This is a genomic window from Streptomyces sp. HUAS MS02 (assembly GCF_055702265.1).
The window spans coordinates 6,193,556-6,211,180 of record NZ_CM146747.1 but is presented as its reverse complement, the minus strand read 5'-3'; the positions used below and the strand labels follow the sequence as shown (position 1 = coordinate 6,211,180).

At 73.1% G+C, this 17,625-nt stretch carries 15 protein-coding genes and 1 tRNA gene; 10 read left to right on the top strand and 6 right to left on the bottom strand.

The window, feature by feature from the left end; all coding sequences use genetic code 11:
• Window position 1: 1 nt before the first annotated feature.
• Window positions 2-598, bottom strand: coding sequence for a histidine phosphatase family protein (locus tag ACZ9QC_RS26765; RefSeq protein WP_215455680.1), 597 nt, complete (start codon window positions 596-598; stop codon window positions 2-4).
• A 197-nt stretch (window positions 599-795) separates the two neighbouring features.
• Between ACZ9QC_RS26765 and ACZ9QC_RS26760 the strand changes: the two genes are divergently transcribed.
• The 7 genes from ACZ9QC_RS26760 (at window position 796) to ACZ9QC_RS26730 (ending at window position 7,534) form a co-directional block, all read left to right on the top strand.
• Window positions 796-1,827 (top strand): phosphatase PAP2 family protein, encoded by a 1,032-nt coding sequence (locus tag ACZ9QC_RS26760; protein WP_472915443.1) that lies wholly within the window; start codon window positions 796-798, stop codon window positions 1,825-1,827.
• Window positions 1,778-2,971: a hypothetical protein gene (locus tag ACZ9QC_RS26755; protein WP_472921817.1), complete on the top strand. Its 1,194-nt coding sequence runs from the start codon at window positions 1,778-1,780 to the stop codon at window positions 2,969-2,971. Before ACZ9QC_RS26760 ends, ACZ9QC_RS26755 begins: the two co-directional genes overlap by 50 nt.
• A complete protein-coding gene (locus tag ACZ9QC_RS26750) occupies window positions 2,962-4,593 on the top strand; it encodes a hypothetical protein (protein ID WP_472915442.1) in 1,632 nt (543 codons plus the stop codon). Before ACZ9QC_RS26755 ends, ACZ9QC_RS26750 begins: the two co-directional genes overlap by 10 nt.
• Window positions 4,590-5,933 (top strand): AAA domain-containing protein, encoded by a 1,344-nt coding sequence (locus tag ACZ9QC_RS26745; protein ID WP_472915441.1) that lies wholly within the window; start codon window positions 4,590-4,592, stop codon window positions 5,931-5,933. The genes ACZ9QC_RS26750 and ACZ9QC_RS26745 overlap by 4 nt, the downstream gene beginning before the upstream one ends.
• A gap of 182 nt (window positions 5,934-6,115) precedes the next feature.
• Complete coding sequence (locus ACZ9QC_RS26740) at window positions 6,116-6,478, top strand: hypothetical protein (RefSeq protein ID WP_184893663.1); 363 nt, start codon at window positions 6,116-6,118, stop codon at window positions 6,476-6,478.
• 320 nt (window positions 6,479-6,798) lie between these two features.
• A complete protein-coding gene (locus tag ACZ9QC_RS26735) occupies window positions 6,799-7,470 on the top strand; it encodes a bifunctional DNA primase/polymerase (protein ID WP_472915440.1) in 672 nt (223 codons plus the stop codon).
• A tRNA-Lys gene (locus ACZ9QC_RS26730) sits at window positions 7,461-7,534 on the top strand. Before ACZ9QC_RS26735 ends, ACZ9QC_RS26730 begins: the two co-directional genes overlap by 10 nt.
• Window positions 7,535-7,625: 91 nt before the next feature.
• Here ACZ9QC_RS26730 and ACZ9QC_RS26725 read toward each other — a convergent pair.
• Window positions 7,626-9,047 (bottom strand): M6 family metalloprotease domain-containing protein, encoded by a 1,422-nt coding sequence (locus tag ACZ9QC_RS26725; protein WP_472915439.1) that lies wholly within the window; start codon window positions 9,045-9,047, stop codon window positions 7,626-7,628.
• A 592-nt stretch (window positions 9,048-9,639) separates the two neighbouring features.
• On the opposite strand from ACZ9QC_RS26725, the gene ACZ9QC_RS26720 reads away from it, so the two are divergent.
• Window positions 9,640-11,400 (top strand): putative bifunctional diguanylate cyclase/phosphodiesterase, encoded by a 1,761-nt coding sequence (locus ACZ9QC_RS26720; protein ID WP_472915438.1) that lies wholly within the window; start codon window positions 9,640-9,642, stop codon window positions 11,398-11,400.
• Here the strand turns inward: ACZ9QC_RS26720 and ACZ9QC_RS26715 are convergent.
• The 3 genes from ACZ9QC_RS26715 to ACZ9QC_RS26705 all read right to left on the bottom strand — a co-directional run bounded on the left by ACZ9QC_RS26715 (window position 11,391) and on the right by ACZ9QC_RS26705 (window position 14,297).
• Window positions 11,391-12,506: an LLM class flavin-dependent oxidoreductase gene (locus ACZ9QC_RS26715; RefSeq protein WP_472915437.1), complete on the bottom strand. Its 1,116-nt coding sequence runs from the start codon at window positions 12,504-12,506 to the stop codon at window positions 11,391-11,393. The genes ACZ9QC_RS26720 and ACZ9QC_RS26715 overlap by 10 nt on opposite strands.
• Before the next feature lie 253 nt (window positions 12,507-12,759).
• The gene (locus ACZ9QC_RS26710) at window positions 12,760-13,491 is read right to left on the bottom strand and encodes a maleate cis-trans isomerase family protein (protein WP_472915436.1); all 732 of its coding nucleotides are present in this window, start codon (window positions 13,489-13,491) and stop codon (window positions 12,760-12,762) included.
• The gene (locus tag ACZ9QC_RS26705) at window positions 13,488-14,297 is read right to left on the bottom strand and encodes a maleate cis-trans isomerase family protein (protein WP_472915435.1); all 810 of its coding nucleotides are present in this window, start codon (window positions 14,295-14,297) and stop codon (window positions 13,488-13,490) included. The genes ACZ9QC_RS26710 and ACZ9QC_RS26705 overlap by 4 nt, the downstream gene beginning before the upstream one ends.
• Before the next feature lie 174 nt (window positions 14,298-14,471).
• Here ACZ9QC_RS26705 and ACZ9QC_RS26700 point away from each other — a divergent pair, with 174 nt between their 5' ends.
• Window positions 14,472-15,431, top strand: a complete 960-nt coding sequence (locus ACZ9QC_RS26700) for a D-2-hydroxyacid dehydrogenase (protein ID WP_472915434.1) — start codon at window positions 14,472-14,474, stop codon at window positions 15,429-15,431.
• A gap of 20 nt (window positions 15,432-15,451) precedes the next feature.
• Window positions 15,452-16,867 carry an amidase gene (locus ACZ9QC_RS26695; protein ID WP_472915433.1) on the top strand — a complete coding sequence of 472 codons (1,416 nt, stop codon included), beginning with the start codon at window positions 15,452-15,454 and terminating at the stop codon, window positions 16,865-16,867.
• Window positions 16,868-17,095: 228 nt separating this feature from the next.
• Here the strand turns inward: ACZ9QC_RS26695 and ACZ9QC_RS26690 are convergent, their stop codons facing one another.
• Window positions 17,096-17,590 carry a DUF3830 family protein gene (locus ACZ9QC_RS26690; RefSeq protein ID WP_472915432.1) on the bottom strand — a complete coding sequence of 165 codons (495 nt, stop codon included), beginning with the start codon at window positions 17,588-17,590 and terminating at the stop codon, window positions 17,096-17,098.
• Between the last annotated feature and the right edge of the window lie 35 nt (window positions 17,591-17,625).

Below are 17,625 nucleotides of genomic sequence, written 5' to 3'. Positions count from 1 at the left end.
CCTAGCCCGCCAGGTGCCCCGTGTCGTTCCAGGACTCGATCGCCGGGTCGCCGTAGGCCCAGCCGAGGACCGACAGGGACGTCGGGTTGAGACGGACGCGGGCGGCGAAGTCGAGGTCCAGACCGAGCCAGCGGGCGGCTATGGAGCGCAGCACGTGGCCGTGGGCGAAGACGAGCACGTCGCGCTCGGCGGACCGCGCCCACGCGACCACCTCGTCCGCACGCGCGGAGAGCTGCCGCAGGGTCTCTCCCTCGGGGACGCCGTCGCGCCACATCAGCCAGCCCGGCCGGAAGGCCTGGATCTCGGCGGGGGTGAGCCCCTCGTACGCCCCGTAGTCCACCTCCATGAGCGTGTCCCACTCGGTGGCGCGGTCGCCGAAGCCGGCCAGTTCGCAGGTCTCACGCGCGCGGGAGAGGGGACTCGTACGGACGTCGACACCGGGCAACCCGTTCAGGGGCGCCCGGTGCAGACGCTCCCCGAGGAGCTTGGCGCCGCGCCGGCCCTCTTCGAGGAGCGGGATGTCCGTCCTGCCGGTGTGCTTGCCGAGCAGGGACCATTCCGTCTGTCCGTGCCGGGCCAGCAGGATGCGCGGTGCCATGAGCGACCTTTCCGGGGGACCTTCTGCGAGAAGGGAGAAATGGGAGGCGGATGCTTCCATCATCGCTCACGCTGTCGTGGGGCAACCCGACAGGCGATCTCAGCGTCTTGGACATCGTCTTGCTCAAGGGCCACACCAGCACCACACACAGATGAACATCGACGCGTCGACGCGCACAGACGGGGGAGGACGTTCGGATGCCGCAGACCGAGGCGACCGAGGCACCGGTTATCAGAAGGACCGGTACACCGGTTACCGAGGCGACGCCGGGCACGCGGCTCCGCTGGTGGACCGAGCTACCGCTGATCCTGCTGGTGTACGGGGCGTACTCGGCCGGCCGGCTGCTCGCCCGCGGCGACACCTCCCACGCCGTCGACCACGGTCTGGCGATCCTGCGGATCGAGAAGGCGTTCCGGCTCAACGCCGAGCATCCGCTGAACCGGCTGTTCACCCGTGAACCCTGGATCGGGATACCCGCCGACTTCTGGTACGCCTCGCTGCACTACCTGGTCACCCCCGCGCTCCTGGTGTGGCTCTTCCGGTCGCACGCCGTGCGCTACCGCGCGGCCCGCACCTGGCTGCTGACCTCCACCTTCATCGGCCTCATCGGCTTCACCGTGCTGCCCACCTGCCCGCCCCGGCTGCTGAACCCGGCCCACGGCTTCGTCGACACCATGGCGTACTACAGCTCGTGGGGCTGGTGGGGCGGCGAGGCCAGCGCGCCCCGGGGCCTGGGCGGTATGACGAACCAGTACGCGGCCATGCCGAGTCTGCACGTCGGCTGGGCCCTGTGGTGCGGGGTGATCCTGTGGCGCTTCGCGGGAGACTCCCGGCTCGTGCGGACCGCGGCCGTGTTGTATCCGCTGATCACCACGATCGTCGTGATGGGCACCGCGAACCACTACTTCCTCGACGCGGTGGCGGGCGCCGCCGTGATGGGGGCGGGCCTGCTGCTGACCCCGCTGGTGCTTCGGCTCGCGGACCAGTGGCGGGACTCGCTCGGCCTCGGCACCGCGGCCGCGAGCCGGTTCGACGGCGGCGGCCCGCGGCCCGTGACGGAGCGCGCCGGTGCGGCCACCGCCGTCTCCCGGGCCTCGGTTTCCCCCATTGTCAGTGGTGAGTGCCAGACTTCCCCGGGTGAGCGAATTCCACGGCAGCGGATCACCGACCCCGAGCCGGGTGCCGCCCCCTCGCAGACAGGGGACGGCGCTGCGGCAGCGGCTCGCTGAGCTGCGCGGACCCGAGGTTCCCCCGAAGGCGCTGGACGCGCGCGCCCTCGCCGCGCTCGCGGCCAACCCCGGCTGTGAGCGCCGCGCGCTGCTGGACGGCGCGGGGGTGAACAAGGCGGTGCTGGCGGACGCGCTCGGCTCGCCCTCCGCCTTCGGCCAGTCCCAGTTCGCCTTCATGCGGGGCAACGCCTTCGAGGCCCGGGTCAAGGCCGACGGCGGCGCCGAACTGCTGCGGCTGGTGCACGAGAGACTGGACCCCGGTGCCGAGCCGCCTGCCTCGGCCTCGGTCCCCGACCTCGCCGCCGTCGGCCCCGAGGGCCGCGCCGCCCGTACGGCACTGGCGTTGCGCGACGCCACGGACACCGGCGGCTGGACACTGCTGGACCACCCCATGCTCGCGCTCGACGTCGCGGGCTCCCCCACGTTCCTGGAGCCGGACGCGGTGGTGGTCCACCCGGACGGCACCTGGTCGGTCGTCGAGATCAAGTCCTTCCCGATGCTGGACGGTTCGGCGGACCCGGCGAAGGTGGGCGCCGCCGCCCGCCAGTCCGCGGTGTACGTGCTGGCGCTGGAGGAGGTCGCCGCCCGGCTCGGCGGCGAGGCGCGCGGCGGCGCACCCGCGCCCGAGGTGCGCCACCGGGTGCTGCTGGTGTGCCCCAAGGACTTCACCAACCTCCCCACGGCCGCGGCGGTGGACATCCGCAAGCAACGCGCGGTCACCCGCCGCCAGTTGACCCGGCTGACCCGGATCGAGGAGATCGCGGACGACCTCCCCGAGGGCACCTGTTTCGCCCCGGACCTGCCCCGGGAGCAGCTGACCACGGCCGTCGAGGCGCTGTCCGCGACCTACGCGCCCGAGTGCCTCGCCGCCTGCGAGCTGGCCTTCCACTGCCGGGCCCGCTCCCGTTCCGAGGGCGCGGTGACGTCCCTGGGCCGGGCCGCACGCGCGGAGCTGGGCGGCCTCACCACCGTCGACGACGTCCTGGCGGCGGCCCACGGCCTCGCCGGCGACCCGGACGACCCGGCCGTGGCCGCGCTGCGCAGAGCGGCGGAGCTGAGGGCCGAGGCGCTGGGGGCCGCGGCCGCGCGCGGGTCCGCCGCCGCGCTGCCCGGCTCGGCGCCGGAGGGGGTTCCGTGTCGCTGATCGCCACCCTCGCCCGTCTGGAAGCCGTCAGCTCGGGCCGCGCCCAGCCCGCCGCCACCGTCCTGCACCGGCATCTCTCCGCCCGCCCCCTCGTCCTCGTGCCGCTGACCACCGCCGGTGAGGCCGGGGCCCCGCTCGGCGCGCTCGTCGGCACCGACCGGGACGCGCCCCGGCTGCTGGTGGTCCCCCAGCCCCGCGACCGTGACCTGCGCTTCGCGTTCCTCGCCGAGCTGGCGGACATCGTCCTGCCGTACGTGGACGGCTACGCCGACGTGGTGGAGGCCGCCGAGCGCAACGAGACCGACCCGGAGACCGGCAAACGCGTCAAGGTCGAGGTCGAACTGTGCGCGGACGCCCCGCAGTTGATCCTGCCGAGCCGGACGGGCATCGACTTCGTACGGCTCCTCGGGCGTTCCATGCGGTTCCGGCGCACCGCGGAGCAGGACCCGGAGGCGCCCCATCCGGCGCCGCCGCGCGTGCCGTTGCTCGGGCGGTGGCTCACGCACTTCGGGGAGCGGGCGCGGGTGCCGGGCTCCTCGCTGCTGCTCGCGCTCACCGACCTGCTGTCGCGGCACTGGGCCACCGGCCAGTCCGGGGTGGAGGACCAGCACCTGGCCTCGCTGCTCGCCTGGATCGACCCGCCGCAGGGCGAGTCGGGCGAGGCTGCGGCGCGGCGGGCCGAGCTGGCGCGGGACGCCGAGGGCCAGTTGCTGTGCCCGCCCGCCGGGCCCGCGACCGACCCGGCGTTCGACAACAAGCTGCTGGCCCCGGCCATCGAGCGGTACGACCGGGCGCGGCTCGCGCTGGCCGCCGCCGAGGACGGACTGGAGGCCGACGACCGGCTGGGGGCGCTGACCGCCGCCGAGCGGGAGATCCGCGCCCTGGTCGAGAGCCGCACCCGGCCCACCTGGGACGCGGTCTGGCACGGCCTGGATCTGCTGCGCGCCCTGCCGGAGGGCGCCCACGCGGCCGACCGGTGGACCCGCGACCGCTGGTCCTTCACCGGCCACCGCGACCGGATCGTCGCCGGGGAGCCCCCGCAGCCGCGCGTCGACGACGCGGTCACCGCCGCGAACAAGCTGGCCGCGCGCGAGCGTGAACAGGCCCGCCTCGACGCCCAGGAGGCCCTGGACGACCCCCTCGTGATGGCCGGGCGACGGCTGTCCGGGGAGGCGTTCGCCGGTGAGGTCGTGGACGTCGTGATGGCGTACAGCGAGGGCAAGCGCCCGAGCCCGCGGCCGCTGGTCACCGTACGGACGCGGGACCGGCCGCATCTCGGGGAGCGCGCGAAGGTGTACCGCTCGCTGGGCGGGAAGCCGCAGACGGCGGAGTTCGTGGGGCGCGAGCCGGGCGGGCCCGACGAGCCTGGCGAGGCGGCCGACGCGGGCGAGACCCTGCTGGTGCTGCGGATCATGGACAAGATGGGCCGGGGCAAGGAGCCGGAGGTGGGGTCCGTCCCCGAGAAGGGGGACCAGCTCTGCTTCACCCTCTTCGAACACGACCAGCGGGGCGGGGCGAAGCTGCCGGACCCGGAGGAGACACCGTGGACGCACGGCGGGCCGCCGGGTGAGCCGGACGCCGTACCGCTGCCGGACCCGGTGACCGAGGAGGACGTGCTGTGACCCTCACCGAGGCCGTGCTCGATCCGGGGGCGGCGGCCGGCCGCGCCACCGATGCGATCCTGCGCGACACGCTGCACGGCGACGCGCGTGGTGTCGTCGTCGACTCGCCGCCCGGCGCCGGGAAGTCGACGCTCGTCGTCCGCGCCGCGCTCGAACTCGCCTCGGCCGGGCGGCCCCTGATGGTCATCGCGCAGACGAACGCGCAGGTCGACGACCTGGTGCTCCGGCTCGCCGAGAGGGACCCGGAGCTCCCGGTCGGCCGGCTGCACAGCAGCGACAGCGACCCCTACGACAAGGCGCTGGACGCCCTGCCGAACGTACGGAAGTCGACGAAGGCCGCCGATCTGACCGGGCTGGACGTGGTGATCTCCACGGCCGCGAAGTGGGCGCACGTCAAGGGCGTCGAGCCGTGGCGGCACGCGATCGTCGACGAGGCGTACCAGATGCGGTCGGACGCGCTGCTGGCGGTGGCCGGGCTCTTCGAGCGGGCGCTGTTCGTGGGTGACCCGGGGCAGCTGGACCCGTTCGCGATCGTGGGCAGCGAGCAGTGGGCGGGGCTGTCGTACGACCCGTCGGCCTCGGCGGTGACGACGCTGCTGGCCCACAACCCCGACCTGCCGCAGCACCGGCTGCCGGTGTCGTGGCGGCTCCCGGCGTCGGCGGCGCCGCTGGTCTCCGACGCGTTCTACCCCTTCACGCCCTTCCGCAGCGGCACCGGGCACGGGGACCGGCGGCTCGGGTTCGCGGTGCCGTCGGACGGCTCCGGCCCGGACCGGGTCATCGACGAGGCCGCCGAGTCGGGGTGGGGGCTGCTGGAGCTGCCGACCCGGCACACCCCACGGACCGACCCCGAGGCGGTACGGGCCGTCGCGCTGGTCGTCCGGCGGCTCCTCGACCGGGGCGGGGCGGCGACCTCGGAGCGGTCCGAGGAGCCCGTGCCGCTGACGGCCGACCGGATCGCCGTCGGCACGGCCCACCGGGACCAGGCCGCCGCCGTGCGCTCCGCGCTGGCCGAGCTGGGGGTCGCGGATGTGGTCGTGGACACGGCGAACCGGCTCCAGGGCCGGGAGTACGACGTCACCGTCGTCCTCCATCCGCTCTCCGGGCGCCCCGACGCGACGGCGTTCCACCTGGAGACCGGGCGCCTGTGCGTCCTCGCCTCCCGGCACCGGCACGCCTGCATCGTGGTGTGCCGGGCGGGCGTGACCGACCTGCTCGACGACCACCCGTCCACCGAGCCGGTCCAACTGGGGGTGACCGTGAAGTTCCCGGACGGCTGGGAGGCGAACCACGCCGTGCTGGCGACGCTGGCGGAGCATCGGGTGAGCTGGGAGCCCTGAGCAGCCGGGCCGGTCGGCGTGGGCAGGGGCGTCGCGAGGGCGTGGGCGCGCGAGGGCCGGCGTGTGGGGCGCCGGTCGGGCTCGATGCCCACTTGCGCGGTCACGAGAGAATGGACGGTGGCCCTCCTCCCGGGACGCCCCGGAGGCCGGCCGACTGAACCGTCGTACGAGGAGGAGAAGACATGGCGGAGCCCACGTCGCGTCGGAACGAACCGCGGCTGCGGCCAGCGCCCCTGCTCTTCGAGCCGGCGGAGGCGGCCGGCGACCCCGAGCACTTCTTCGATCTGGAGTCGATCGACGATCCGCGGGCGTTGCTGTCGCGGGCGACGGAGTTGGCGCAGGCGTTCCGGGCGGCGGCGGACCGGGCCGTGGAGTTCCAGGCGATCGCCGCGGCCCAGCTCGCCGATCCTCGGCGGTTCGACCGGCTGACCTCGGCGGACATCGCGGAGCGGGCGGAGTGGACCGAGGACTACGCCAAGAAGATGGTGGAGTTCGGGCGGGATCTGTTGCGGGGGCGGGATGTGAGTGGGCCGGAGTCCATCTGAGGGCACGTGCTGGGACCGCTGAGCTTGGCGGGGTGGGGGTGGGGTTGCTTGCACGTGGCCCGGGGTCGGGGCTGGGCGGGGGTGGTTTCGCTCGCCGGCGCTTGCCGGGTGCCGCCTGCGCCCACCCTCCCCCACTCTCGGCTTCGCTCGAGCGGGAGGTACCCCCATCGCCCCAGCGGCACGATTGCCCGCAGCTAGATACGACCCGAAACACCGTCTGGCATATGCCGGGCGGGCAAGATACCCCACTTGCTCATCTCGTGTACCAGTTTCCGGTAACTGCTCGGGGGTGCGTGGTCACGGGCGGTAGACCTGGACGCATGAGCGGTGGAGTGGGGACGGGCAGGTATCCGGAGGACGGGGTCGACGTCGCCGGGGTCACGGCGGAGGGGGCCGCTTGGCTCGCCTCGGCAGGAACGTATCCGCGGAGCACGCTGACGCTGTGGGAGGAGAGGCCGACCGCCCCCGTGGTGCTGCCGTGCGGCTCCGTCTTCGACGTCGTCAGCGTGCCGGCGCTCTTCGGGCGGCGCATGCTCGACCGGTTATGGGCCGAGGGCCCCGGCTCCGGCCCGGTCGCCGTCTACCGCGGGCGCGTGCTCCTGTTCGCCGCCCCCGGCACCGCCCAGCGGCTGCCCACCCTCCTGGAGTGGGAGGAGTGGGGCTCCCCCGGCCGCACCGGCGCGGTCCCGCCCCTGCTCTGTCACGGCGCCGGTGACGCGGTCACCGTCCCGGCCGTGCTCGCCCCCGAGGGCTCCCGCGACGCCGACGGTTCCCGGGCCTCCGGGACCTCAGGCACTCCCGGTGTCACCCGCCTCGGCTCCCGTTGGCTCGTCGCCCCGGACACCCGGCGACCTTGGCTTCCGGGGCCCGAGGTACTGCTCTGGGCGGCGGTGCGGGCGGCCCGGTCGAGCGCCTCCGCGACCGTGCGCGTATCGATTTTTCCTCCCGCCGATCAGGGTGCTAAGGTCTACGACGTCAGCAGGCGCCGCTAGCTCAGTTGGTTAGAGCAGCTGACTCTTAATCAGCGGGTCCGGGGTTCGAGTCCCTGGCGGCGCACGACACGAAGGAAGCCCCTCGCGGAAGCGAGGGGCTTCCTTCGTGTGCGTACGCCGCCACGCGGCCCTCCGCCCCCCATGCACAGCGTCCCTCATCGCCCCGTCGTGATCCGCACCGTCCACGCGCCGGACGTCGTACGCCCCTCCACGTCCACCCGCACCGACTCCCCCGGCACCGTGAAGCTTTCGCCCACACCGACCGGCGCGTCCGCGAGGGGCGGGTAGACGGACTCCTCCCAGCAGGCCTCGGTGCGCGGGTGGGCGTCGAGGACCTCCATGGGGCCGCCGCCGGACTCGGCCCCGCTGCGGATGCGGTAGACGAGGACGCCCTGCCTGCAGACGGCGGCGTCGTTCCCGACCGCACCCCGTGCCTCGATACCGAGCGCGCTGTCGGGACCCGTACGGACGACCGCCAGCTTCGTACCCCGGCCGGCGCCGAACCCCCGCACCCCGGCCGCCACGCCGGCGACACCTCCACCAGCGTCGCCGACACCGGGACCGGAACCGGGACCGGCGCCGGCACCCCCCACGCGCCGTCCCCCTCCGCCCGCGTACCCCACCTCGCCGGCACCGGTCTCGGCGTCCTCCTCCGTCTCCCCCTCGTACGGCCCCCGCGGGCCCGCCCCCACCGCCTCCAGCGTCAACCGGGTCGTCCCGGCGCCGTGTACGCACGTCACCTGGTGGGGTTCCAGCCAGCCCAGCTTCCACTTGTGCCAGGCGAACAGGTCCGGGGCGAGGGCGAACTGGCTGCCCATGAGGTCCCAGTCGCCGACGTGGGTGTCCCAGTCGCCCTTGCCGTCGGCGGGGCGGTGGTAGAGATCGGGGAGGTCGAAGACATGGCCGGTCTCATGGGCGAGGACGAGGCGGTCCGGCGGATGCCGTTCGAACACGGTGACCACCCGACGCAGACCCGTGCCGTCGACCTTCAGCGGGGTCTGGAGGTTCACCACCTTCGTCGCGTCCGAGTCGACGCCGGGCGCGTGCGGGTCGGCCACGAAGTACACGATGTCGTAGCGGGAGAAGTCGACGTGCGGGTCTGCCGTGGCGAGGGCGTCCCTGAGGTAGGCGGCCCGGTGCGTCGCGTTCCAGTCACGGCGTATGGCGTACGCCGTCGACGGCTGGGGCATCTCCAGCCACTCGCGGCGCGGATGGGAACGGAGGGCGAACTTGCCGTACGACGCGCGTTCGAAGAACTCGCTGGTGGCCGGAAAGTGATCCGCGGTCAGCTCGGCCGGTGTGGTGAGAGGGGCCGCGTCCGGGAATGACAAGAATACGAGTACGGCGTCGAGGTCGCGGGTGGGGCGTGGATACGCGGAATTCCAGGTGTCGAGGCCCTCCGAGTGGTGCGCTTGGGTGCGCCGCAGGGTGCACGGCTCCGACAGCGGTACGGCGGAAGGGGCCGCGATCAGGGAGGTCGCGGCGAGTGCGGTGAGGGAGGTGAGCATGGCCGCTGTGCTGCGCAGCACGGGCGCCCGGTCGCCGAGGAGTTCCTTCCAGGGGAGCGGACGCTGCACGGGAACCTCCGGATGCGGATCTTGGGGACACCGCGTCCAGATTTTCGGAATTTGTAGTACTACGCCCTGTTTGCCTGCACCAGAAGGGTGAGGAGCGGTCACTCGACCCCGTCCGCCCGCACCCCGGGGCACGGCCGTCGACACCCCGGACGCTCACGGAACGTCACAAGCGATCCACGGAACGGGGAAGCCGTTCAGCTCGGGGCAGAAACGATCTGTCAGATCAGGTCGTTGTTCAGGGAGACTGGAGAGTGGCTAGAAGGCCCTGGGGTCAGCCTCTATGATCGGCACACTTTCCTGCACGGACACGGCTTGAGCGCCCCTACGTACCAGGTTCGGCCGCTCCGACGAGACATATGAGATCCGTACGAAAACGAGTGCACTGCGGGAGCGAACGGTGAGCGGAACGTCCCAAGGGCCGGCGCCCGCGGCAGATCTCGTCCGGCCGGCGATTACAGAGCGTCACGCCAATGCCTCAGTTCAGTCGTCTGAGCCGTCCCAGCCGCCTCAGTCGCCCCAGCCACCTCGGCCGCCTCAGTCGTCGGAGGAGAGTCCCACGACACCCGCCGCCTTCTCCCTCGCGCCGCTCGCCATGGCCGTCGTCGACCGGGACGGGCTGGTCGTCACCGCCAACGGGGCGATGGAGACCCTGCTCGGTACGGGCTCCGAACCGCTCGTCGGGCGGGTCGCCGCCGACCTGGTGGACCTCGCCTCGGACACCCGCACCTGGCACGCGTACCGCGAGGTGCTGCGCGGACGGCAGGCCCGGCTGCGCTGTACCCGACGGCTGAAACAGCCGGACGGGACCTGGCTGTGGGTACAGGTCTCGGTGGCACCGCTGCCCGAGGAGGAGCGGGCGGTCCTGCTCTCGGTCGCCGACATCAGCGCGAACCGTCAGCTTCAGGCCAGGCTCCGGCACTTGCAGATGCACGACCCGGTGACCCGCCTCCCCAACCGCACCCTGTTCTTCGAACAGCTCTCCGCCGCCCTTGAACGGGAGGCGTACGACGAGGCCGGAACCGGGCGTATCGGCCTGGTCTACCTGGACCTGGACGGGTTCAAGGCGGTCAACGACACCCTCGGCCACCGCGTCGGCGACCGGCTCCTCACGGCCGTCGCCGAGCGGCTCACCCGCTGCGCCGACGAGGCCGCGCTGCTGCGCACGGCCGGAACGGCTGCCGGGGCACCGCTGGTGGCCCGACTCGGCGGTGACGAGTTCGCGCTGCTCGTGGAGGATTCCACCGGTACGGAGCAACTCGCCGATCTGGCCGACTCGGTCCTCAAGGCGCTGCAGGCGCCCTTCGACCTGGCCGGTCAGCGGCTCTCCGTCTCCGCCTCGATCGGGGTCGTCGAACGGCAGTCGGCGAGCACCACGGCGACGGGGCTGATGCAGGCCGCCGACACGACGCTGTACTGGGCGAAGGCCGACGGCAAGGCCCGCTGGACGCTGTTCGACCCGGAGCGCAACGCCCACCGGATGACCCGTCAGGCCCTGTCGTCCACGCTGCGGGCGGCCGTCGGGCGGGGCGAGTTCGTCCTGGAGTACCAACCGTTGGTGGGCATGGCGCAGGGCGAGGTGCGCGGGGTCGAGGCGCTGGTGCGCTGGCATCACCCGCAGTTCGGCCTGTTGACGCCGAATCGGTTCATCTCACTGGCCGAGGAGGACGGTTCGATCGTCCAGCTCGGGCGGTGGATTCTGGCCACCGCCTGTCGGCAGGCGCGCCGCTGGCAGACGGACCATCCCGACCGGGCCCCGATCTTCGTCAGTGTGAACGTGGCCGTCCGCCAGGTCTGGGACTCCGACCTGGTCGCCGACGTCGCCGAGATCCTCGCGGAGACCGGCCTCGCCCCGCACCTGCTCCAGCTGGAGCTCACCGAGTCCGCGCTCATGGGCTCGGCCGGACGTCCCCTCCAGGCGCTCAAGGCCCTCAGCGACATGGGCGTCCGCATCGCCATCGACGACTTCGGCACCGGGTACTCCAACCTCGCCTACCTCAGCCGCCTGCCCGTGTCGGTGCTGAAGCTGGACGGGGCGTTCGTCCGGGGGTTCCAGTACGAGGACGGCAAGGAGGGCGGGGGCCCCGGCGGGGTCGGGGCCGACGCCGTCCCCGCCGGTGACGTCGGGGACGCCGGACAGCCCAACCCCGCCGACGAGATCATCGTCGAGGCGCTCGTGCAGCTCGCCCACCGGCTCGGGCTGTCCGTCACGGCGGAGGGCGTGGAGACCGACGCGCAGGCCTCACGGCTGCGCCGGCTCGGCTGCGACACCGGGCAGGGGTGGCTGTACTCCCGCGCGGTGCCGCCGGAACGGATCGCGGAACTGCTGGGGGCGGCGGCCTGCCCTCAGGCCTGAGGGCCGCCCTCCGCGGGCGGGACGTGCGGCAGGTCGTAGGCGTCCGCGATCAGGGCGTACGAGCGCAGGCGGATGTCGGCGCTGTGGGCGTGGGTGGTGAGCATCAGCTCGTCGGCGCCCGTGCGCTTGTGGAGGTCGTCGAGGCGGGTGCGGACCTCGTCGACGGTGCCGTGGACGACGTCCGCGTTCCAGGAGTCGATGAAGTCCTGTTCGACCACGCTGAACGGGTACGCCTCCGCCTCCTCCGGCGTCGGGACGAGACCGGGGCGGCCGGTGCGCAGCCGGACCATGTTGAGCGCGGCGGCCCTGACCTGACGGCGGGCCTCCTTCTCCTCGTCGGCGGCGAGGGCGGAGACGCCGATCAGCGCGTACGGGGCGTCCAGGACCGGTGAGGGGCGGAACGACTCGCGGTACAGGTGGAGCGCCGGGATCGTGTTGCGCGCGGAGAAGTGGTGCGCGAAGGCGAAGGGGAGGCCGAGGGAACCGGCGAGACGGGCGCTGAATCCGGAGGAGCCGAGCAGCCAGACCGGGGGCCGGTGCGGGGACTGGACGCCGCCCGGTGAGGTGCTCTGGATCGGGCCCGGGACCGCGTGGATACGGCGGTAGGGGTGGCCGTCGGGGAAGTCGTCGTCCAGGAAGCGGGTGAGCTCCGCGAGTTGCTCGGGGAAGTCGTCGGCGCCCTCGTTGAGGCGCGCCGAGCGGCGCAGGGCGGCGGCGGTGGCGCCGTCCGTGCCGGGGGCGCGGCCGAGGCCGAGGTCGATACGGCCGGGGGCCATGGCTTCCAGCGTGCCGAACTGCTCCGCGATCACCAGGGGGGCGTGGTTGGGGAGCATCACGCCGCCCGAGCCGAGGCGGATGCGGGTGGTGTGGGCGGCGAGGTGGGCGAGGATCACGGCCGGGGAGGAGGATGCGACGCCCGGCATGGAGTGGTGCTCGGCGACCCAGTAGCGGTGGAAGCCCCTCCGCTCCGCTTGGCGGGCGAGGGTGACGCTGGTGCGGAGGGCGTCCGTGGCGGTGCGGCCGGCGCCGACGGTGACCAGGTCGAGGACGGAGAGGGGGAACTGGGCCGTGCCCTTGGTTTCGCCTCGTATCTCGTCTGTGGTCACGGTGGGGCCTCCTGGGGCGTGGGGGGTCGCGGGGTGCGCGGGCGCGTACGGGGTGGGTAACAGGAGGGTGGCTCCGGTTATTCCTCGCCCCCGCCGCCCCTACCCGTCCCGTCCTCAAGGGGCTGTGCCCCTTTGACCCCTGGGTTCGTGTTCGTCTGCGGGTCCGGTGGGGGTTCTCGCGCAGTTCCCCGCGCCCCTGGAAAAGATCGGCCCTGCGGGCCTCCTTTCCGGGGGCGCGGGGTTCCTTCGGGTGCTACGCCTGCACGATCGGTTCGCGGGTGAACAAGGTGCCCAGTTCGGGGGCGTTGACCCTTCTGTCGGCCAGCCTCAGGGCCTCCCAGACCGTGACCTGGTTGGCGGTGAGGACCGGTTTGCCGAGTTCCTTCTCCAGGGTGGGGATGTGGGAGGCGGTGTGCAGGGCCGTGTCCGGCAGGAGCAGGGCGTCGGCGTCGGGGTGGTCGGCCGCGCGGGCGAGGGTGAGGACGTCGTCCAGGGTCCAGGTGCCCACCTCCGCCGCCGTGATGATGCCGGCGCCCCGGACGGAGAGGACCTCGATGCCGGCCGCCGCGAGGAAGTCGACGAAGAGGCGGGCCACGTCGTCGGGGTAGGTCGCCGCGACCGCGACCCTGGTGGCGCCCACCTCCCGGGCCGCGTGGGCGAAGGCGAACGAGGTGGAGGAGGCGGGGAGGCCCGCGGTGCGGGCGAGGGTGCGGATCTGGTCGTGCGCGCCCTCGTAGCCGTGGACGAAGCTGCCGCTGGTGCAGGCCCAGACGACGGCCTCCGCGCCCGACAGGCGGAGGGCCTCGCAGCCGGCGGCGAGCCGTTCGGGGGCGCCCATCTCCCGCAGGGCGTCGACGCGGTGGGCGTCCTCGCCGATGTCGGTGTGCACCACGTCCACCCGGATGTCGCTGCCGAGCAGTTGCTCCATGCGCGGATAGTCGTCCTCGGCGGAGTGGCCCGGATAGAGGAAACCGAGTGCGGTCATGCCCAACCTTCCTGTTCTTCCGGCAGTACCGGCGGTGGTGGAACAGGTCCCGCACCGAACGTCTGCCTGGCCGACTCGTCGAGCAGAGCCTGGTACGGACCCACGGCCCGAGTACCCAGCTGACGCAGTGCCGCCCATATCGTCACCTGGTTGGCCGAGATCACCGGCATCCGCAGTTCCGCTTCCAGCTGGGGGATGACGTCGTAGGTGGGGAGGTTGGTGCAGGAGATGAAGAGGGCGTCCGGTGCGGTCGCCCGCACCGCGCGGTGGGCCATGGCGACCACGTCGTGGTACGGGACCTTCCAGATGTGCCGGACCAGGCCGAGCGAGGCGCGGCCGGTGACCAGGATGCCCGCCTCGGCGAGGTACTCCTCCAGGGACTGGGTGACCGAGTCGGTGTACGGGGTGACCAGGGCGATACGGTGCGCGTTCAGCTCGGCCAGGGCGGCGAGCATCGCGCCGGAGGTGGTGACGGCGTGCGCGGCGCCCGCGCGGATCATCGCCTCGCCCATCGCGCGCTCCCCCGCGACCCCGCCGACGAAGCTGCCGCTGGTGCAGGCGTAGGCCACGACCTCGGGCGCGACCTCGTTCAGGGCCCGGACCGCCTCGTGCAGCGTCTCGTGCTCGGAGACCAGCCGGGCCAGGTCGAGGCTCACCTCGACGGGGACGTACGGGGTCCGGGTGAGGTGCAGGGAGACGTCGTCGGGGACCCAGCGCCAGAGCTCGCGGTCGAGGGCGAAGTCGAACGGGGCGATGACACCGACACCGCGCTGCGGACGGGGTCCACCGAGGAAGGAGACGCTCATGACAGGCACCGGCCTCACGGAGAGAGATGTGCGGACGACAGAACGTGCGCAAGTCCGTGTTGACGAAGGTAGGTTCGGGTGCGAGCGTGGTCAATCAGTGCATGTCACACGCATCTCGTTGGGCGGCAGGTGGCCGGTGGAGTCACTTCCGCATGTGAGGGGTTGCTTTCGTCCATGGCCTCGACTCCCCGACCGACCCTCCTCGTCCTCGACGCCGAACCGCGTCCCCGGCTCGGTCGGCTCACCGGGCGGGCGACGGTCGAGTACGCCGACGCCTCGACGCTGGCCGAGCGGCTGCCGTACGCCGATGTTCTGCTGGTGTGGGACTTCACCTCCCGCGCGGTGCGCGCCGCCTGGCCGGGGGGCGGGCCCCGGCCGCGCTGGGTGCACACGGCCAGCGCGGGCGTCGACCATCTGCTCTGTCCCGAACTGGCCGCCGCCGAGGACACGGTGGTGACGAACGCGCGTGGCGTGTTCGAGGCGCCGATCGCCGAGTACGTGGCCGCGCTCGTCCTCGCCATGGCGAAGGATCTGCCGCGCAGCTGGGAGTTGCAGGGGCGGCGTGAGTGGCGGCACCGGGAGGCGCTGCGGGTGGCGGGCGGCCGGGCGTGTGTGGTGGGGTCCGGGCCGATCGGGCGGGCGATCGCGCGTCACCTGGGGCTCCTCGGTCTGCACACTGCCCTGGTCGGGCGGGTCGCGCGGCCCGGTGTCCACGGTCCGGAGGAGCTGGACCGGTTGCTGGCCCGCGCCGACTGGGTGATCGCGGCCGCGCCGCTGACGGAGGCGACGTACGGCATGTTCGACGCCCGGCGGTTCGGGGTCATGCAGCCGTCCGCGCGGTTCGTCAACGTGGGGCGCGGGCAGCTCGTGGTGGAGGACGCGCTCGTGGAGGCGCTGCGCAAGCGGTGGATCGCGGGGGCGGCGCTGGATGTCTTCGAGCGCGAGCCGCTGGGCCCGGACGACCCGCTGTGGGACGTCCCCGGGCTGATCGTCTCGCCCCACATGAGCGGGGACACGGTGGGGTGGCGGGACGAACTCGGCGCCCAGTTCGTGGAGTTGTTCGAGCTGTGGGAGGCGGGAAAGCCGCTGCCCAACGTGGTCGACAAGCAGCGCGGGTACGTGCCCGGGCATTGAACTCCCCTGGGAGGGGCCGGATGTCGGAGCTCACGGAACTGTCCGCCGTACGACTGGTCGAGGGGTACCGCAAGGGCGAGTTCAGTCCCGTGGAGGTGGCGCGGGCGGCGTTGGAGCGGGCCGAGCGGGTGCAGCCGGACGTGAACGCGTTCGTACGGATCGACGCCGAGGCGGCCCTCGGGCAGGCGCGGGAGTCGGAGGGGCGCTGGCGGCGCGGGGAGCCCGCCGGGGCCGTGGACGGGGTGCCGGTCACGGTCAAGGACATCCTGTTGATGCGGGGCGGGCCCACCCTGAAGGGCTCCAGGACGATCTCCGTAAACGGGAGTTGGGACGAGGACGCGCCCTCCGTGGCCCGGCTGCGGGAGCAGGGGGCCGTCTTCCTGGGGAAGACCACGACGCCCGAGTTCGGCTGGAAGGGCGTCACGGACTCGCCGCTCAGCGGGGTGACCAGGAACCCGTACGACCTCTCGCGTACGGCAGGAGGGTCCAGCGGGGGCGCGGCGGCGGCCGTCGCGCTCGGGGCGGGGCCGCTGGCGCTGGGCACGGACGGGGGTGGCAGCGTGCGGATTCCGGCCGCCTTCTGCGGGGTGTTCGGGCTGAAGCCGACGTACGGGCGGGTGCCGCTGTATCCCGCGAGCGCGTTCGGCACGCTGTCGCATGTGGGGCCGTTGACCCGGGACGCTGCCGACGCCGCGCTGATGCTGGACGTCGTCTCCGGGCCCGACGCGCGGGACTGGTCGGGGCTGGGACCGGTCTCCGGATCCTTCGTGGACGCGCTCGCGGGCGGGGTGCGGGGGCTGCGGGTCGCGTACTCGGCGACGCTGGGCGGGCAGGTCGCCGTGCGGCCGGAGGTCGCGGGCGCGGTGCGGCGGGCGGTGGAGGGGCTCGCCGGGCTCGGGGCGTACGTCAGCGAGGCCGACCCCGACTTCTGTGATCCCGTGGAGGCGTTCCACACGCTGTGGTTCAGCGGGGCGGCGCGGGTGACGCAGCGGATGGGGGCGGGGCAGCGGGCGCTGCTGGATCCCGGGCTGCGGGAGATCCGGGACGCCGGAGCCCGGGTGTCCGCGCTGGAGTATCTGGCCGCGGTGGATGCGCGGACGGATCTCGGGCGGCGGATGGGGGCGTTCCATGAGCGGTACGACGTGCTGGTGACGCCCACGTTGCCGGTGACGGCGTTCGAGGCGGGGGTGGAGGTGCCGGGGGGTTCGGGGCATCGGCGGTGGACGGGGTGGACGCCGTTCACGTATCCCTTCAACCTGACGCAGCAGCCGGCGGCGAGTGTGCCGGTGGGGGTGGACGGGGGTGGGCTGCCGGTGGGGCTTCAGGTGGTGGCGGCCCGGCATCGAGACGATCTGGTGCTGCGGGTGGGGCATGCGTTGTACGAGGCGGGGGTGGCGGGGGTGGCTGCGCCTGCCGTCGGTGGCTCCCGCGGTTGATTCGCCCCCGCCGCCCCTACCCGTCCCACCCCCAGGGGCGCTGCCCCTTCGCCCCCGAGGGGGTGGGTGGGTGGGGTGTCGGAGGGGTGGGGGGTTGGGGTGGTTGGGGCGTGTGCGGGTGGGTGGGGGTTCTCGCGCAGTTCCCCGCGCCCCTGAAAAGCAGGGGCTGCGCCCCGTGCTTTTCATCCCGCCGCCCACGCACCCGAACCCCCGAGCTGTGAGGCGCCCCTACGCCCTGCTGAACCGTAGTGTCTCCCCCGCCGCTCCCGTTCTCCACAGGTCGTTGCACGCGGCTGCCATCTCCTCCAGGCCCTCGACCACCTGGCCCCACACGATTCCCGGTACCCAGCCCACGTCCCCGTTGAGGAGCAGGTTGTTGCGTTCGTAGAAGAGGGCCAGGTCCACGAGGGTGGTGTCGGGGCGGACCTGCTCGTCGTAGCCGTACGCGTGCGTGGCGAGTTCCGTGCCGGCGAAGGAGAAGTAGCAGAGGTCGCCGGGGATGGGCGTGACGGTGGGGTTCTCGAGGGGTGGCTCGTGGGGGGCGAAGGGCGGGAAGAGCGCGTAGATCTCGTTGCGGGCGTATTTGGCGTGGTAGACGTCCCCGGACAGCGGCAGGGCGTCCCAGACGGCGGCGCACGTTCGCGGCGCGAGGTCGTCGAGGAGCTTCGCCCGGCACACGACCTGACGCTTGAGCAGGGAGATCTCTATGTAGCGGTCGGTCATGTCCTCCATGGTGCGGGCGGGGTCAAGGGCGCCTG

What these genes read in the sequence shown, in the direction of transcription:
- ACZ9QC_RS26765 (WP_215455680.1), bottom strand. Translation starts at nt 598, where the DNA reads ATGGCACCGCGCATCCTGCTGGCCCGGCACGGACAGACGGAATGGTCC.
- ACZ9QC_RS26760 (WP_472915443.1), top strand. Translation starts at nt 796, where the DNA reads ATGCCGCAGACCGAGGCGACCGAGGCACCGGTTATCAGAAGGACCGGT.
- ACZ9QC_RS26740 (WP_184893663.1), top strand. Translation starts at nt 6,116, where the DNA reads ATGGCGGAGCCCACGTCGCGTCGGAACGAACCGCGGCTGCGGCCAGCG.
- ACZ9QC_RS26735 (WP_472915440.1), top strand. Translation starts at nt 6,799, where the DNA reads ATGAGCGGTGGAGTGGGGACGGGCAGGTATCCGGAGGACGGGGTCGAC.
- ACZ9QC_RS26720 (WP_472915438.1), top strand. Translation starts at nt 9,640, where the DNA reads ATGGCCGTCGTCGACCGGGACGGGCTGGTCGTCACCGCCAACGGGGCG.
- ACZ9QC_RS26710 (WP_472915436.1), bottom strand. Translation starts at nt 13,491, where the DNA reads ATGACCGCACTCGGTTTCCTCTATCCGGGCCACTCCGCCGAGGACGAC.
- ACZ9QC_RS26705 (WP_472915435.1), bottom strand. Translation starts at nt 14,297, where the DNA reads ATGAGCGTCTCCTTCCTCGGTGGACCCCGTCCGCAGCGCGGTGTCGGT.
- ACZ9QC_RS26700 (WP_472915434.1), top strand. Translation starts at nt 14,472, where the DNA reads ATGGCCTCGACTCCCCGACCGACCCTCCTCGTCCTCGACGCCGAACCG.
- ACZ9QC_RS26695 (WP_472915433.1), top strand. Translation starts at nt 15,452, where the DNA reads ATGTCGGAGCTCACGGAACTGTCCGCCGTACGACTGGTCGAGGGGTAC.
- ACZ9QC_RS26690 (WP_472915432.1), bottom strand. Translation starts at nt 17,590, where the DNA reads ATGACCGACCGCTACATAGAGATCTCCCTGCTCAAGCGTCAGGTCGTG.